Source organism: Paenibacillus solanacearum, from assembly GCF_910593845.1.
Taxonomy (GTDB): Bacteria; Bacillota; Bacilli; order Paenibacillales; family NBRC-103111; genus Paenibacillus_G; species Paenibacillus_G solanacearum.
In genome coordinates this window covers 48,320-64,749 of the sequence record NZ_CAJVAS010000001.1, presented here as the reverse complement: position 1 = coordinate 64,749, position 16,430 = coordinate 48,320, and the positions used below count along the sequence as shown (strand labels likewise).

General features: G+C 57.4%; 10 protein-coding genes. 2 read left to right on the top strand and 8 right to left on the bottom strand.

Going from position 1 to position 16,430, the window contains the following annotated elements; translation table 11 throughout:
- Positions 1 to 153: 153 nt before the first annotated feature.
- From KXG62_RS00215 to KXG62_RS00180, 8 genes are all read right to left on the bottom strand, one after another.
- A complete protein-coding gene (locus KXG62_RS00215) occupies positions 154 to 1,269 on the bottom strand; it encodes a glycoside hydrolase family 88/105 protein (protein ID WP_218089889.1) in 1,116 nt (371 codons plus the stop codon).
- Positions 1,270 to 1,355: 86 nt separating this feature from the next.
- Positions 1,356 to 2,675: an ABC transporter substrate-binding protein gene (locus KXG62_RS00210; protein ID WP_218089888.1), complete on the bottom strand. Its 1,320-nt coding sequence runs from the start codon at positions 2,673 to 2,675 to the stop codon at positions 1,356 to 1,358.
- Between the two features lie 195 nt (positions 2,676 to 2,870).
- Positions 2,871 to 3,794 (bottom strand): pectinesterase family protein, encoded by a 924-nt coding sequence (locus KXG62_RS00205; RefSeq protein WP_218090281.1) that lies wholly within the window; start codon positions 3,792 to 3,794, stop codon positions 2,871 to 2,873.
- A gap of 169 nt (positions 3,795 to 3,963) precedes the next feature.
- Positions 3,964 to 5,523, bottom strand: a complete 1,560-nt coding sequence (locus tag KXG62_RS00200; RefSeq protein ID WP_218089887.1) for a glycoside hydrolase family 28 protein — start codon at positions 5,521 to 5,523, stop codon at positions 3,964 to 3,966.
- A gap of 242 nt (positions 5,524 to 5,765) precedes the next feature.
- Positions 5,766 to 6,878 (bottom strand): GerAB/ArcD/ProY family transporter, encoded by a 1,113-nt coding sequence (locus tag KXG62_RS00195; protein WP_218089886.1) that lies wholly within the window; start codon positions 6,876 to 6,878, stop codon positions 5,766 to 5,768.
- Between the two features lie 252 nt (positions 6,879 to 7,130).
- Complete coding sequence (locus KXG62_RS00190; protein ID WP_218089885.1) at positions 7,131 to 8,372, bottom strand: DegT/DnrJ/EryC1/StrS family aminotransferase; 1,242 nt, start codon at positions 8,370 to 8,372, stop codon at positions 7,131 to 7,133.
- 33 nt (positions 8,373 to 8,405) lie between these two features.
- The gene (locus tag KXG62_RS00185; RefSeq protein ID WP_218089884.1) at positions 8,406 to 9,674 is read right to left on the bottom strand and encodes a DegT/DnrJ/EryC1/StrS family aminotransferase; all 1,269 of its coding nucleotides are present in this window, start codon (positions 9,672 to 9,674) and stop codon (positions 8,406 to 8,408) included.
- The gene (locus KXG62_RS00180) at positions 9,655 to 11,400 is read right to left on the bottom strand and encodes a polysaccharide deacetylase family protein (protein WP_246627227.1); all 1,746 of its coding nucleotides are present in this window, start codon (positions 11,398 to 11,400) and stop codon (positions 9,655 to 9,657) included. Before KXG62_RS00180 ends, KXG62_RS00185 begins: the two co-directional genes overlap by 20 nt.
- Positions 11,401 to 11,598: 198 nt before the next feature.
- Here KXG62_RS00180 and KXG62_RS00175 point away from each other — a divergent pair, with 198 nt between their 5' ends.
- Positions 11,599 to 12,972 (top strand): extracellular solute-binding protein, encoded by a 1,374-nt coding sequence (locus tag KXG62_RS00175; protein WP_218089883.1) that lies wholly within the window; start codon positions 11,599 to 11,601, stop codon positions 12,970 to 12,972.
- An 83-nt stretch (positions 12,973 to 13,055) separates the two neighbouring features.
- Entirely contained in the window at positions 13,056 to 16,394 is a 3,339-nt protein-coding gene (locus KXG62_RS00170) for a DEAD/DEAH box helicase (RefSeq protein ID WP_218089882.1), read from the top strand.
- Positions 16,395 to 16,430 lie beyond the last annotated feature (36 nt).

The following is a 16,430-nucleotide window of genomic DNA, read 5'->3' as shown; positions in this document are numbered from 1 at the left end:
ATATACGATGTCGGGACAGGCGACAAAGGAAAGCGGATAAAAAAACAAAATAAACCGTACCTGAAAAATACAGGTACGGCTCGAATTCGTTCACGATGAATCAACCCATTCACGTTCAATCCGCTGCCGGGATTCGGAACGAGCGGATGGATCTTACGGCTGCTGCGCTTCCATTTCCATGCTCGCCAGCATGAACGGGGCCAGTCCCATGAACGCATCGCTGACGACCGCTTCGCGGATATAATATTCGTAGCTGCCGTCGCGGTACGGCTTCCCGCCGAGACCGGCACCATGGCAAATTCCGTGCAGATGAAGCCCGTCACCGTCCGTTTCCACCAAATGCTCGAGCAAGCCGCGATAGCCTTTGCCCGCGACGGACTTGAACTTGCGCGACAAGTAGCCGAGGCGGACGCCCTTGGCGATCGCGTAGACGAACATGCAGGAGCCGGAAGCTTCCAGGTAGTTCCCCTCGCGTCCGCCGCAATCAAGCACCTGATGCCATAAGCCGCTTGCCGGATCCTGCACCTCTTCCAAGGCGCCGGCCATACGCTCGAATATACCGCATATCGTTCCGCGCTTCGGATGATCAACGGGAAAATGCTCCAGCGCGTCGACGACCGCCATCGCGTACCAGCCCATCGCCCGGCTCCAGAAATGGGGAGACCGGCCCGTTTGCGGATCGCACCACCGCTGCTCCGCGCTTTCGTCCCAGCCGTGAAACAGCAGCCCCGTCTTCGGATCCCGCGTCTTCCGCTCTACCAGCAACAGCTGAACGGCCACCTCGTCGAACAGCTCGGTCCGGCCGAACGTCTTCGCATATTCCGCCAAGAACGGGGACGACATATACAGCCCGTCGAGCCACATTTGGAACGGGTATACTTTCTTATGCCAAAAGCCGCCTTCGCTCGTTCTCGGCTGGCCTTGCAGCTGTGCTGCCAGCAAATGCGCCGCCTTCTCGAAACGCGGCTCGCCGGTCGCGTGAAGCAGCGGGAACAGCACTTTGCCCTGGTTAACCTGATCCAGATTGTATTCTTCGATCGTATAGCCGCGGATTGAGCCGTCCGGCTGCACGAATAAATCCATATGCTTCTTCATGTAGTCGTAATATTTCGTCTCGCCGGTTTGGCGCCACAACCGTGCATAGGCCAGCAGCGTCATGCCCGGTACGTATGCCCACCGCTTCGCCAGCTCCGGATGATACCCTTGCGGATCGGATGCCGACATGATCGTTTCCGCCGTCTGCACGGCCCATGATGTTTGCTGTTTCATAAGTAGGGTTTCCCTCCTTGGGGATTTCGGCTTCGCGCTTGACGAAGGAAATCCCTTATCTCGATCCGAACGCTGCCGGTCCGGTATTATTTGTTTTTCGATTTGACATCGTTCACCGCTTTATTTGCGTTTTCTTCAATTTTACGGAACAGCGTGTTCATGTCCGTGGCGCCGAGCGCCGCTTCGTGAATCGCGTCCTCGTAAGGCTTTTGCGCGTCCCCTTCATAATTCGACTTCGTCGGCATCGGCGCGTACTTGTTGAAGAAGACGGCGCTCAAGTTTTTATCCTTCACCTTGCTGTCCTGGCCGAGCATTTTCTTGATCGCATCGTCCTTCAGAGACGTCATCGTGCCGCTCTTCACTTGCTTCGTCTGGTAATCCTTATCGGTCAAAAATTTGATGACCTGCATCCCTTCGTCCTTATACTTGCTTTGCGCCGTGACGCCCCAGTAGAACGGGTATGCCTGCGAACCGACGCTTGGCGCATCCTTGAAGGTCGGCAATGCGGCAATGTCCCAGTTCAGCCCGTCCGTCCCTGTCGTGGCCCATTCGAAGTCGGACAAATAAGCGAACATGGCCAAATTACGGTCTTTGTTCCACTGATCCTTGTATGGCAGCTTGTTTTTAATGCCTTCCATCACCTTTTGGTAACCCGGATCGGTCGATGTGTTCACAAAGTAGGTTTGGTAAATTTGTCTCCATTTTTCGTTTGCATTGATCGTCGCTTTATCCGTTTTCGGGTCCAGCATCGTAAGCGAGTATTGGTTCGCTCTCAGCAAGTGCGACGGCGAACCGACGAAGCCCAAATACTGCTTGCCGCCCTCGGATCTCGTCAGCTTCTTGGCTGTATCGGTCAGTTCGTCCCACGTCATCCCGTTCTTCGGATAGGGCACGCCGAATTTATCGAAAATGTCTTTGTTATAGAACAGTATGACGTTCTGCGACCAAACGGGGATGCCGTAGATGCCTTTCCCGCCGGACATCGCTTTCGCGTAATCGATCATGGTCGGCTCGAAGGCGTTCACATCGACATTATGCTTCTTGAGCAAATCTGTCATGTCGTACCCGATCTGATACGTAGTGACCGTATTGAAAAAGTTAACGCTTTCATAATAAATATCAATCGTTTGTCCGGCGGCGATTAATTCGTTAATGTTCGTTCCGGTTCCTTTTTTAATATATTTGATTTTGATGTGCGGGAACTGCTTCTCCACCGGATCGATGAATTTCGCTTTGACCTCTTCCTCCGAAGTGGCCGCCGTCGAGTACAAGACGAGCTCTACCGGCTCCTTGCTTGCGGCCGGCAGCTGCGCCGTACCGGCTCCAGGCTGCTCCTGCTTGGCACTGCACGCGGACATCAAAGCGATGAGGACCGCGGATGAAACCAACAAACTTTTTCTTACCATGAATGAACCTCCCCTTTTCATAGCAACCGTTTGGAAACGCTTTATTTGTAAGCTCAATTTAACAATAACATAAGGAAAGTTGCCATTCTTTAGTGAAATTTGCGCTTTTATTTCGAAAATTTGCGATAATTGTTCTCTTGTCGACCTCAGCCGCGAATCATAGTCTATTTATTTGTATGCGCTTTCTGTATACGCTTACGAATTGGTCTCTTGCCATGCTTGCATCGGGTTCCAATGATCCTTCCCGCCGAGCACCTCCTGTACCGTCAGCTTGGCGGCCTGCCCGTCATTCCATTGCGTCGACCAGCCGACTCTTGCCGCGGGATTCGCTCCGGCGCCGGTACTTCGGTACTCCGCATACCTCGCCGTCTTCTCCTTCGCGGGATCGCTCCAATTATGCCAGCCTTCCGGCTTGATATGAACGTCCATCCGCGTGTTTGCGAACACGACTTGGGCGAATGGCCGCCACGGCCTGCCCAAATAAACGCTGCCCGCTTCCGTGTCGCCGGTCAAGCGGCAATCCTTGAATACATATCCGTACGCGGCGTTCTCCGGCGTATTGGCCGCGGTAATATAGCCCGGTCGTGTGCTGTGAATGACGCATTGATCGAAAAATGCGGTGGCGGAACCGAAAATAAAATCGACTGTGCCTTCGATGTAGCAATCCCGGTAATACTGGCGTCCTTCGCCTGGCGTATACAGCGTATCCTGATTGCCCAGGATCCGCACATCGCGAAGCGCCGCCCTGTCCCCACGCACATACAGCGCGACCGCCTGTCCGGCCGTCGGGCCTGCCGTATTGCGGAATGTTAACCGTTCCGCGGTGAAATCGTCGGCATAGACGAACGTGCTGGAGCTGCCGGTCGTTCCGAGCTCTTTGCCGTCCGCCCCTTTCTTCGAGGCGTAATCTCCATACGATAGCACGGTACGTTCCGCGCTCTCTCCTTCCATGCGGATAAAACGTTTCCCGGCGGGCACGGTGAGCTTTTCCTCGTACACGCCGTTTTTAATAAATATCGTGACCGGCTCCCGGTTCCCTGCCGGAACGGCATCCACCGCTGCCTGCACGGTCCGGTAGTCGCCCTTCCCGTCAGCTGCGACGATATAACGCTTGCTCATCTTGGGCACCTCCCCATGTCGTGGCGAAGCCGGAGCGGCCGCATCCGTCGAAGCGGCCCCCGACCCTTTCCCATCCATCCCTTCGGTCGCACAGCCGGTGACGGCAGCCAGACAAAGACCGGCGGTCAAAACCCGCCGCAGCGGCTTCCAGCATTTCGCGCGCATACCGCTACAGTCCCTTCACCGCATCCGGCTTCACGTCGTCCGCCCGCTTGAGCGCAGCCGCCGCTTCCCCAAGCTTCGAATCCGAGAACTGAATGCCTTCTGATCGGGAACCGGATACATAAGCAAACAGCTCCGCCGGACCAAGCGTGCCGCATTCCTGCAGCTTCACGTTGCGGCTGTCCAGAAAGCTCCATACCGGCCCCGACTTCGGCAGCACAGTCATCTGCTCGAACAGCAGGTCCGCCGCGTTCGAACACTCGATACCGCGGTCCGCCTGAATCAGGACGTTGCGGAACGACAACTCCCGGATCGGCATTTCCGGCAAGCCTTTCAGCTCGATCGCGGTGCGCGCCCCGGCGCAATGGACATGCTCGATATGCATACCGCGGAATATAGGCGTTTCTTCCGAAACGGGCACTTCGCCCGCATCGTGCCGCTTTTGTTCATAGAACAGATTGAAGCTGATCGCCGCGCCGCCGATATCTTTCATGCGAATATTGCGGATGCGAATATGCTCCACGACGCCGCCGCGGCCGCGAGTGCTCTTGAAACGCAGCCCGCAGTCGGTGCCGATGAATTCGCAATCGGCAATATCCATATATCGCGCGCCGCCGGACATTTCGCTGCCGATTACAAAGCCGCCGTGCCCATGAAACACCGTGCAGCGCCGCACCGTAACGTACTCGACCGGCTTGCCCAGCCGGCGGCCTTCCTCGTTTTTGCCCGATTTCATGCAGATCGCGTCGTCCCCGACATCGAACGTGCTGTCTTCGATCAGCGCATGGCGGCACGATTCCAGGTCAAGCCCGTCGCCGTTCTGCGAATACCACGGATTGCGGACGTTCACGCGGCGGATCGTAATGTGCTCAGAGTCGAATAAGTGCAGGTTCCAGCCAGGCGAATTTTGAAACGTCGGCCCTTCGAGCAGCACATGCTTGCAGCCTCGAAAATGCAGCAGCACCGGCCGCAAATACGTTCGGTACGGAATATAAGCCTCCGGCTCGTATTTTCCTGACGCGGCCAGCGCCGCGACCGCCTTCGCGCCCTGCATGGCCCCTTCGTTCGGCCACCATATTCCGTTGTCCTCATCGACCGCTCCACCGGAGCGAAGCAGCGCATTCCAGCGGCTGTCGGTCATTTTGAAGCGTTTGACCGGCCGCCAGGCATCTCCGTTGCCGTCAAATATTCCTTCGCCGGTAATGGCGACATGCTCCAGCTCGAACCCGTGCAGCGGAGGCGTGGAACGGACCGCCTGATGGCCTTCCCAGCGCGATACGATCAGTGGATAGTCCTCGGCATTCGGGCTGAACATCACGAGCGCACCGCGCTGGGAGTGCAACTCGATACGGCTTCTCAATCCGATCGGACCGGTCAGCCATATGCCCTTGGGGATGACGACTCTGCCTCCCCCAGCTGCGGCGCAAGCTTCAATCGCTCGGGCGAAAGCGGCCGTGTTCATCGTTATTCCGTCCCCGACGGCGCCGTAATCGGTAATTATAAATTCGGCACTCGGAATGTGCGGAAGCCGCACCTCCGGCATTTGAAAAGACGGGACAGCAAGCATAGCGGTGTTCCTCCCTTTTCTATAATCCGTCTTCATTGTAGGTCAATTTTTTAGTAAAATCTTTACTTGCTATTGTCCTTTCGCCGCTATTCTTTCATATACTTGTTCACTTCTTCCGCCAATCCGGCTGATGAATCCGAACTGGCAGAACGTGCGCACGACAAAAAAACGGCAATCGCTTCACACAGAGAGCGATGCCGCCAAAGCCGATGAAGCCCTAGCGGTTAATCATGTCCGAAGGGCTATAGCTTTCTCTTTTTCCTCAAAATCGCTACAACGAGCAGGGTGCTCGGAATGACGCAGCCTGTCACGACACCGGCATAACTGAGAATGACGCCTAATGAATTCAGCTCGTTTTGGCCTTTCGGCACGAAGGCGCCGATGTATACGAAAGGGGCCAGCATATATAGCCAGTGTCTTTTGCGCACGCGCGGAAATACGGATTGCAAGCCAAGCACCGCTACATCGAAGCCGATCATGGCCGTTCCGAAAATCGCCATCACCCACACGACAAAAAACACCGATTCGAACCGCTCGAAAATCATGCCCAGCACTTGAATCTCATTGTATTTGGCCAGCTCGATCGACGGGAATGGGACGCTGCTGGTCACTTCCAGTCCCAATACGCCAATCGTGGCGAAAAAAAAGATGACATAGAGCGTAACCGGAATCCCCATGCCGATGACGGCCAGTCTCACCGGCTTCTTCGGCTTTTTCATCAGCGGGATGTAGAAGAGCAGAAATTCAAAGCCGACGAACGAAAACGAGCTGACCTTCGCCCCCTCCAATATTTCCTTCCAGCTTGACGTCCAGAAAGGCAACAGCTGATCCACACGGATCGAACGGATGCTCATTGCTATAACGATGAGCGCAATCGTGATAATGATCGGCATGAACATCAAATGAAGACGGAAGATGCCCTCCCGCTGCCCTGCTACCGCATAGATGACGACCAGAATGAACACAAGCGCGATGATTTCGGAAGGCGTCCGGAAAAATAAATACATTGTAGCGATTTCCGCCATCGCCCGCGTTTCGTACGATACCCACAGCACAAAATTAACTGCCATCGCCATGCAAATGAGCGAAGCCGCCGGCCGGGATATTAAGGCGGAGGCGTACTCCAGGAAGCTTCGGCCCGGAAACCGGTAGCCAAGCAATATGTTGATCAAACAAAAAGCTGTGGCGCCCAGTCCGCCGATCACGATGGACATCCAGCCGTCAGACGAATGCACCGTGCTCGCTACCGTATACGGAATGGTCAGCAGCCCTACGGCAATGACCCAGGAAGGAACGGAATACAACATTTCTCTATAGCTGATGTCGCGGTCTTCGCCGTAGTCCAGCGGTTTCATTCTCGCCGCCTCCTTTCGCCGTTTCATCTGGACGCCGGAACCGATACAGCCTAGTTTTCCCATATTTCCCGCTCCGTAAGCGACCCTAATCAGGCTTCATCCGAATAAAAAAACAGCCAACCCCCGCGGCAGCAGGAGCAGCTCCTGACTGCAACGGGGATTGGCCGTTGATTATGATCGCCTTCACAAATCGCTTCTATAATAATAAGCGTAAATCAATGTACGCAATGAGGGCTCGTTGCTCGTTACCGGTTATCGGGCGTAATATGCCGCGACCTTCCGTATCGCCTCGATCGTCTCCTCTACGTCTTGCCCGGTATAAAACTCGTTGACCGGCAAGCGCACCGCCGTCTCCAATATCGCTTCCGCCTCCGGACATATCCCCTGCGCGTAAGACGCCTCGGACAGCTCGAACGGAAAATGGCTGTTGAGGTACGCCTGCTTGTTCTGGAACAACGGCTGCATGTAGACGACCTTCGGGATGTAGCCGGCCGAATTCGGGATGCCTTCCGCCGCTAACGCCTTCGAGAACTCGTCGCGCGTGCAGCCGAGCTTCGCCTCGTCCACGCGCAGCATATAGAACCAGTAAGAGCTCCAGTCGTCTTCCGTTACGCGGTGCGGCTTGATCCCCGGCAAGTCGCGGATGCCTTCCGTCAGCCGATCGCCATACCGGTGCCGCTGCTCGCAAATCCACGGCAGCTTCTTCAGTTGGGCGATGCCGACCGCACCCTGAAGCTCGGTCATCCGGTAGTTCGGGGCGAGGTATGTCAAGTCTCGGGACACCGCATCGCCGAACCGCTGATAGTTTTTATCGGCGAAGGCGTGCGCGACATAATAGTCGGCTTCGCTGCCGGAATTAACCGTGACGATCCCCCCGTCGCCAGTCGACATATGCTTGAAGTCGTTCGTGCTGAAGCAGCCGTAATCTCCGATCGTTCCGGCGAGCCGGCCCTTATACCGGGTCAAATAGCTTTGCGCGCAATCTTCGATCACCTTCAGGCCATGCCTGCGCGCAATATCCATAATGGCATCCATATCGCATGGATTCCCTGCCAAATGAACGGCAACGATCGCTTTCGTTTTGTCCGTGATCCGCGCCTCTACCGATTTGGGATCCAGATTGTACGTATGCGGGTCCAGATCGGCAAACACCGGAATCGCGTTCTGGTATAAAATGCCGACGATCGTTCCTTGATCCGTAATCGGACTTGTGATGACCTCATCGCCGACGCTAATCCCGGCCGCACCGAGGGCAACGTGAATCGCCGCGGTTCCCGACGAAACGGCCACGCTGTACCGGACGCCGTACAGCTCGTTGAAATCGCTCAAAAATTGCTTTACTTTTTTGCCTCCATGATAGAACAACGTGTTCTGCTCCAGCGCTTCGAGCAGCTCCTTCGCTTCCTCCAGCCCGAACCGTTTGCCTTTGCCGAACGGCACCGTTTTGACCTTCGTTCCGCCGTGCAGCGCCAGCTTGCGCTCCCGGTTTTCCATCGCAATCCCTCCTGGCCCGTGTACGAATTCGTATTATACTTGAACGAAAAAGTGCTTATATACTTTCACGATACCCTCTACAATTTCGCGCACATCCTGATCGGTCAGCGTCGGGCTAACCGGCAAATAGACGGTTCTCGGGATCAAATCGACAGCGCTCGGGCACATGTTCTCCGTATACGTAACCGGCTGCTCGAACGGATAATTGAACGGGAAGTTGTCTTTCTCCGCTGTCTGCTGGTGGAACAACTGCGGAATCATATAGACCGGCTTGCCTCCGTACAGTATATAAACGCCGATTCGCTCCGCATGAAGCGCCTTCACGAACTGCTGGGCGGCTTCGGCGGAAGGCATGATCATCCCCAGATTCGAGCCGATGTCCCCGTCCGGGTCGGCCGTCTTGCGAAACCGCATCGTCGGCAGCTCCGCCGCAAGCGATGCCCGGATGGAACCGCATTGCTTCTTCATCGCGGCCACGATCCCGTCCAGCTTATGCCATTGCTCGATCATGACCGCTCCGGTCAGCTCGCTCATCCGGTAGTTTTGGCCGATAAACGCATTCGTTTCTTCCGGAGAGTCCATTTCGTAACGGGCTTTTTGCCGGAACATACCCTGGTCATGATAGCGGACCGCCCGGTCGAACAGCTGGGGATCGCGCGTCACGAGCGCGCCGCCCTCGCCCGCCGTGATCACTTTGTTCATCTGGAAGCTGAACACCCCGATATCGCCGATCGTTCCGGTATACGATCCTTTGTACTTGGCGCCGCATGACTGCGCCACGTCTTCGATGACATACAAGCCGTGTTTGCGGGCAAACGCCATGACAGGCTCCATATCGACGGGATTGCCGAGGATGGAAACGGCGATGATCGCTTTCACCTCATCGTCCATGACCCGCTCCAGATCGCCCGGATCGAGATTGAGGCTTTCGTCGACGTCGACGAACACCGGGACGGCTCCCGCGCAGACGACTGCGCCGGGCGTGGCCAGGAACGTCTTGGCCGGAACGATGACCTTATCGCCGTAGCCGATGCCGAGCGCTTTGAGCGCAACGATCAGGGCCGCGGTGCAGGATGTGACCCCGAGCACGTACGGAACGCCGAGATCCTTCGCCATCGCATCCTCCAGCGCCTGCACCGCATGCTGCATACCCGGTCCGTAATATCGGAACGGCGAGCGGGCAAGGATCGTTCTGGACGCTTGCTCCGCTTCCTCCGCTCCCATCACCGATGCGCCCGGATAGTTCGGAGGCAGCGGCTTGCTGCGGGCGGGTGTGCCACCTTCAATGGCCAGTTTGGACATGCAAATCATCCTCTCTTTTGATAGATCCGCTTGCGGAACGAAGCGGCCGCTTCACGCAAACGACGCCGAAATGCGTCTCCGTGTCCTCATCCTGTACCGTTGCTCCATCAGGGACGGGAACCCAGGCGAAGGCGCCGGCAGGAATCGGCTGCCCGGAGGCTGTCTCGACGGCGCCGCTATCGTCCAGAGCGGCAATGCTTATATTTCTGCGGGCACGCTGCCAGTCATTGATCTGCTTCCCCGTCCAGAATACGTATCCGCGCTCCCGCGCTTCCGATACGACACGGCGCAGGGCATTGCGCACCGACTCGTGCTTCTGAATATGAATCTGGTGAAACAGGAAATGCGCGACACCGTCTACGTCAGCGACTCCTTCCAGAAACGGTGCGATCACGCTGCTGTCGGCCCAATGGTCGGATAAATCCAAATCTTGCGTCAAAAAGCCGATTTCCAGCACGTCGTAGCTGCGGTTGCGCTCATTCGACCAGGCCACCGGCACGTACGGATGGCATGTGCCGAACAAGAAGCCGACATTGCCTTTCTTGCTCGGCCCTCTCGTTTGATCGGTCTGAATGCCGTGCGACTCGCAAAAAGCGAACAACTCGCCCCAGCCTTCGAAGCGCGTGTAATGATTTTTGTTCGAGGCGACCTCGTTCACACCCGCCGCCTCTGTCAGCCATGCGAATTGGCGCGCGAATTCCTCAGCGTCCCACCGGCCCTTCTGCGATTCCAGCGCATTGTAATGAAACGCAAGCTCATGCCCGTCGCGCTTGATCAGATCGTACACCGGCTTGCTGTAGCCGGGCTCCAGCATGCACCACGACGACTGTACGCCGACTTCCTTCATCAGCTCGAGCGTCGTGAGCGCGTATTCGTCCTTGTTGCCGTCGCTGTCGTGGGAGATCATCGCGACGCGCTCGACGCCTTCGGGCCAGCGGCCGATGAACGGCAGCGTCAAGCCTTGATCCGCGGCCGTCTTCAGCAAATGGCCGATGACGATTTCGCGCCAATAGTCAGCATGCGGATAAGCAAAGTAAGGCACGCCCGTCTCTGTCGTGCGCCGGTCCCATATCCAGTCCATCGCCGACTGATCGTCCGCCTTCAGGATGCTGTCGTCCAGCGGAGCGCTGCCGTCAGGCGCAGGCGCGCCGTCCTCCAGCACGGGCATGCCGCCCTGCTGCAGCCGGACGATCGTATCCGCCACATCGACGGCGAACCGGTCAAGTACGCCAGCGCCGATCGTGAAGCGAAGCCGGGCCGCACCAGCCGGATCGCCGTTCGGGGACGAGAGGGCAAGCGCCCCGAATGCGCTGCAAGGCGCCGGCTCCTTCGCTTCCCGCCACGGCTGAGCCCGCAGGAAGCGTACCGCCTCGGCCTTGGGATAGCCTGCTCCCCACTTGGCGTAGCCCGGTCCGGCCGGACTCTCCATAGCGTAGCCCAGCTTAAGGGCAAGCGCATTCACGCCGCCGTAAGAGATCAGCGTCCCTCCCTGCTCCGCGTACTCCCACAACGCGGCTGCGGTACGCGCGCTTTCGTCCGTCAATGCGGCGATCACCAGGTCATACGACGCCTGCTTCAACTGCGCGACATCGTCGAGCCATGCATACGGGATACCTGCGTCGTTCAACAGCTCGCCCACGTAGCGTTCAAATGCATTCAACCCGTACTGCCACCGGCGCTCCGCCGCCTGGCGGTCAAAGAGCACCGCTAATCGGGCTATCTTCATGGAAATCATTCCTTTCTGCTGCGGTTATGAATTAAATATATGTATCATACTTGTATTATATTTGATCATGACGTGAAATGCCATATGCAACTGCAAAAAAAATGATTGACCGGCCATTTGCCCTCCCTTCCGTTTATATTCGCTTCAATCTGATATATAATGATTCATATTTACTATATAGAATGGAAGATTGATCCTATGCGACGCGAAAATGAATTTCGTTACTCGAAGCTTGCCAATATTTTGCGCGAGCAAATTTTATCCGGTTACATTAAACCCGGCGAATATTTGCTGTCCGAGAACGAGCTGTGCAAGCATTACGGCATGAGCCGCACCTCGGTTCGAAAGTCGCTCGACCAGCTGCTCAAGGACCGCCTGATCGTCAAAAAAGTCGGGCAAGGCACGATCGTCTCCCCCGATCTTGTCGTTCCCGTCAGCGAGCGCAAGGTGCTGCGCGTGCTGGCTACCTCGCCGTCCCATTTTGCCGACAGCTGCATGCAGACCCTTATCGATGCGTTCCAGCAAAAGTACAGTCACGTCGACGTGAAATTTATGAGCTTTCCGACGCTCGACTTCTGGGAATCGATCCGCGCCAGCAGCGAGATGGGGCTGCAGCCCGACGTCATTTTCGCCGGAGACCGGCAGTGCCTCGAGTCCGGCCTCAGCGATGACGACTTCATCGATCTGCAAGAGCCGCTGGAGCAGAGCCTGCAGGCGATGTATCCGCGCATGGCCGGCGCCTTCCGTCAAGGGGAGGCGATTATCGCCGCGCCGGTCACCTTCTCCACCGTCTATCTGGCCTACAACCCGCAGCTATTCGAAGCCTACGGCATCGAAAAGCCGGGTCCGCATTGGACGCGGGATGAATTCGTCGCAGCGGCCCGCCAGCTGACAGTCGATACGGACGGCGACGGCATCGTCGATCAGTACGGCTTCTCGGTGAATTCGGCCTTTAACCGCTGGCCCGTCATCGCACTCCAGAACGGCGTCAAGTTCGACGGTAATGAGGATAAAGAGCCGCTCGTGCGAACCTTGACCTTTATTCACGATCTGTTGTTCCGTTACCGGATCGCCGTAAATTCCGCCAAATTTCTGCGCAATTCCGACGCCTTTGTCCGCGGCAAAACCGGTATGGTGCTGACAACCTCAATCGAATTGGCCGGCTGGCGGAACGAGCAGCTCGAATTCGAGCCGCAGGTCGCCCCACTGCCGTTCGGAGAAGAGAAGGGAACGCTGCTGATCGCCAATGCGTTCATGATCCCGTCCCGCTGTAGCGACCCAGAGCTGGCCGTCGAATTCGTGCGCACCGCGCTCGGCCCGGAGCTTCAGGAATCCATCGGCCGAAGCTCGCAATTTGTATCCGTGCTCCGCGAGGTGAACGAGCGGCTGTGGGACAAAGAAACGCTGGAATCGCTCAACATCCGGGACGAGCGGATCGAGAACGGCCATTTCCTGTTCGAAATGATTCCCGACTCGAACCGCGTCGAAGAGCTCGATTCGGCGCTTGGCTTGTTCTGGGCAGGTCTCGAAGCGGCGGAAGCGGCAGCCGAGCGGCTTCGGAGCCTGCGGTAGGCGGGCGCGCACCGGAAAGCCTCGCGCCCGAAGCCATTACGCCTGTGCGACGAACGCAAGACGCAAGAGAAAGGAAGCTATCCATGCGGTTTCAACTGACGAAGCAACGGATCAGACAGCTGTGCGGCCCGATCTCGTACGAGCGGGGAACCGACTATTATGACGATGGCAGAGTAACCCTGACCGGCTCCGATCGGGATACGGACGTGTACCATGCGGTGGTCAAAGGGAAAAGCAAGTACGAGGTAACAGTCAGGATTGACGAAGACGGCGATGTGGACGCGGAATGCGAATGCCCGGCCTATTATTCCTACGATAACTACTGCAAGCATATCGCAGCCGTGCTGCTCCAACTGCGGGATGAGCTGCAGACGGATACGCAGACCCGCCGGTCGTATCCCTCCCTGCTGCATCCCGAAAGCCGCGTCATCCCCGATGGACAGCTGACGCCAAGATACGCGCCGCAGCCCGCTTCGCCGGAGCGCGGAGCCTCGGGAATATCGCCGAGCGACTCGCTGCTCATGACCCGCGTGCTGGAGCTGTTCAACAGCCGGACGAGGCGGTCAAGCGGGATGCGGACAGCGTTCGACGCCAGAACGCCGCTTGATGTTGAATTCATCTGCAAGCTGTTTCCTTACGGGTACCGCCGGCATATGTTCAGCGTCGAGTTCAAAGTCGGTCCGAAGCGTCTGTATATCGTGCAAAAAATACGAGCATTTTTATCCGCGATCGACAAAAGCGAGCCGTTCGGCTTTACGAAGCAGTTCACCTACGAGCCGGAGCTGCATGTCTTCCATCCGCAGGACGACGCCGTCATCCGCCTATTAATCGAGGCTCTGCATCACGAGAACCTGTATCGCGAATCGACGAACCCGTATTCGCAGCCTTCCTATGTGACCAGCGGCGACCGGATGCTGCCTATCCCTCCGTTTCTGTGGGACAAGCTGCTGCCGAAGCTGCTGGAAGCGCGGGTGGTCAAGCTGGAGCAGAACGGCCGCACGTTCGACGGCATCGACCTGTCCGATGGGCCGCTGCCGCTCCGCTTTGCCTTCGACCAGACGCCGTCCGGCGGCTACCAGCTTGACGTTCAAGGGCTGGACGATCTCGTGATTATGGAATCGTACGGCGCCGTCCTTCATGAAGGGAAGCTGCTGAAGCTGCAGCAGAGCAGCGGACGGCAGTTGACCGAGCTGAAGCACATGCTCGACGCCTCCCGCAAGCAGCACATCCGAATCGCGCCGGAGCAGATGGAACCTTTTATGGAAAAGGTCGTTCCCGGCCTGATGAAGCTGGGCAGCGTGCACATCGCCCAGGCGGTATCCGACCGCATCGTGCAAACGCCGCTGAAGGCAAGGCTGTACCTCGACCGGGTAAAGGACCGGCTGCTCGCCGCGCTGGAGTTTCAATACGGCGATATCGTCGTGAACCCGCTGGAGGCTCCAGGTGCCGCGCGGGGCGAAGGGCGCATCTTGATGCGGGACGGCGAGCGGGAAGCGCATATCCTGCACTTGATGGAGCAAAACGCCTTCGCTCAGACGGAAAGCGGCTATTTCCTCGACGACGAGGATGCGGAATACGAATTTCTGTACCATACCGTGCCGCAGCTGGAGAAGCTGCTCGAGGTGTACGCCACGACTGCGGTCAAGGAACGGCTATACGTAGGGAATACGCCGCCCAAAGTGACCGTAACGGTCGATGAGCGGACCGAATGGCTGGAGTTCAAGTTCGATCTGGAGGGCATCCCCGAGTCGGACATCCGCAAGCTGCTGCAAGCGCTGGAGGAGAAGCACAAATATTACCGGCTCCCGACCGGGGCGCTGATGCCGCTGGAGACGGCGGAATTTCAGGAGATCATCCGGCTGATGAACGAAGTGGGCATGCGGCAGCAGGATGTGAAGGGCTCGGACATTCGCCTGCCGGCCATTCGCGGCCTTCGCTTGATCGACGCAGAGAAACAAGGACGCGCCGTGAAGCTGGACAAGTCGTTCCGGCAGCTGCTCGACAATATGCGCAACCCGGACAATCTCGACTTCCCCGTTCCCGGTTCGCTGGCAGGCGTGCTGCGGGATTACCAGAAATACGGCTATCAATGGATGAAGACGCTCGCCTATTACCGGTTCGGTGGTATTCTGGCCGACGATATGGGGCTTGGGAAGACGCTGCAGAGCATCGCATTCCTCGTGTCGGTGCTGCCCGAGATCCGGGAGGAGCAGCGGCCGGCCGTCATCGTCTGTCCCGCCTCGCTCGTATACAACTGGTATAACGAGCTGAAGAAGTTCGCGCCGGACGTTCGCGCGGTCATCGCCGATGGCAGCAAGTCGGAGCGAATTCATGCGATTCATGACGCAGCCGTGGCCGACGTCATCATTACATCGTACCCGCTGCTGCGCCGGGACATCGAGCAGTACGCTATGCAGCCGTTCCATACGCTCATTCTGGACGAAGCGCAGGCGTTCAAAAACCACGCCACGCAAACGGCCCACGCCGTCAAAGCGATTCAGGCGCGTTACCGCTTCGCGCTGACCGGTACGCCCGTGGAAAATTCGCTCGAAGAGCTGTGGTCGATCTTCGATGCCGTCTTCCCGGAGCTGTTCCCGCGGCGGAAGGCATTCAACGAACTGCCCCGGGAAACGGTAGCGAGGCGCGCGCGGCCTTTCTTGCTGCGGCGGTTAAAATCCGATGTGCTGAAGGAGCTGCCGGAGAAAATCGAGACGCTCCAGGCCTCGGAGCTGCTGGACGAGCAGAAAAAGCTGTATGCCGCCTATCTCGCCAAACTGCGACAGGAAACGCTGAAGCATTTGAACGAAGAGACGTTTCAGCAAAACCGGATCAAAATATTGGCCGGCTTGACCCGGCTGCGCCAGCTCTGCTGTCACCCGGCTTTGTTCGTCGAAGCGTATGCAGGCAGCTCGGCCAAATTCGAGCAGCTGCTGGAAATTGTGGAGGAATGCCTCAGCGCCGGCAAACGAATGCTCATCTTCTCGCAATTCACCGAGATGCTCGCCCTGATCGGCCGCGAGCTCGGCTACCGCGGGGTGCCGTTCTTCTATCTCGACGGCTCCACCCCTGCGGCCGAACGTGTCGAGCTGTGCCGGAAGTTTAACGAAGGCGCGCGCGACTTGTTCCTCATTTCGTTAAAGGCCGGAGGCACCGGGCTCAACTTGACCGGAGCGGACACCGTCATTCTGTACGACCTGTGGTGGAACCCTGCCGTCGAACAGCAAGCCGCCGACCGCGCCCACCGCATCGGACAGAAGAACGTGGTGCAGGTCATCCGGCTCGTCGCGCAAGGGACGGTTGAGGAGAAAATGTACGAGCTTCAGCAAAAGAAGAAGCATCTCATCGATGAAGTCGTGCAGCCGGGGCAGGAATCGCTGTCCGCATTGACGGAAGCGGATTTGCGGGACATCTTGTCGCTATGATGATCAGAAGAGCTGTCCTTTTCGAGCGCGGGATTC

What these genes read in the sequence shown, in the direction of transcription:
- KXG62_RS00200 (WP_218089887.1), bottom strand. Translation starts at nt 5,523, where the DNA reads ATGCTTGCTGTCCCGTCTTTTCAAATGCCGGAGGTGCGGCTTCCGCAC.
- KXG62_RS00190 (WP_218089885.1), bottom strand. Translation starts at nt 8,372, where the DNA reads ATGGAAAACCGGGAGCGCAAGCTGGCGCTGCACGGCGGAACGAAGGTC.
- KXG62_RS00185 (WP_218089884.1), bottom strand. Translation starts at nt 9,674, where the DNA reads ATGTCCAAACTGGCCATTGAAGGTGGCACACCCGCCCGCAGCAAGCCG.
- KXG62_RS00180 (WP_246627227.1), bottom strand. Translation starts at nt 11,400, where the DNA reads ATGAAGATAGCCCGATTAGCGGTGCTCTTTGACCGCCAGGCGGCGGAG.
- KXG62_RS00205 (WP_218090281.1), bottom strand. Translation starts at nt 3,794, where the DNA reads ATGAGCAAGCGTTATATCGTCGCAGCTGACGGGAAGGGCGACTACCGG.
- KXG62_RS00195 (WP_218089886.1), bottom strand. Translation starts at nt 6,878, where the DNA reads ATGAAACCGCTGGACTACGGCGAAGACCGCGACATCAGCTATAGAGAA.
- KXG62_RS00175 (WP_218089883.1), top strand. Translation starts at nt 11,599, where the DNA reads ATGCGACGCGAAAATGAATTTCGTTACTCGAAGCTTGCCAATATTTTG.
- KXG62_RS00210 (WP_218089888.1), bottom strand. Translation starts at nt 2,675, where the DNA reads ATGGTAAGAAAAAGTTTGTTGGTTTCATCCGCGGTCCTCATCGCTTTG.
- KXG62_RS00170 (WP_218089882.1), top strand. Translation starts at nt 13,056, where the DNA reads ATGCGGTTTCAACTGACGAAGCAACGGATCAGACAGCTGTGCGGCCCG.
- KXG62_RS00215 (WP_218089889.1), bottom strand. Translation starts at nt 1,269, where the DNA reads ATGAAACAGCAAACATCATGGGCCGTGCAGACGGCGGAAACGATCATG.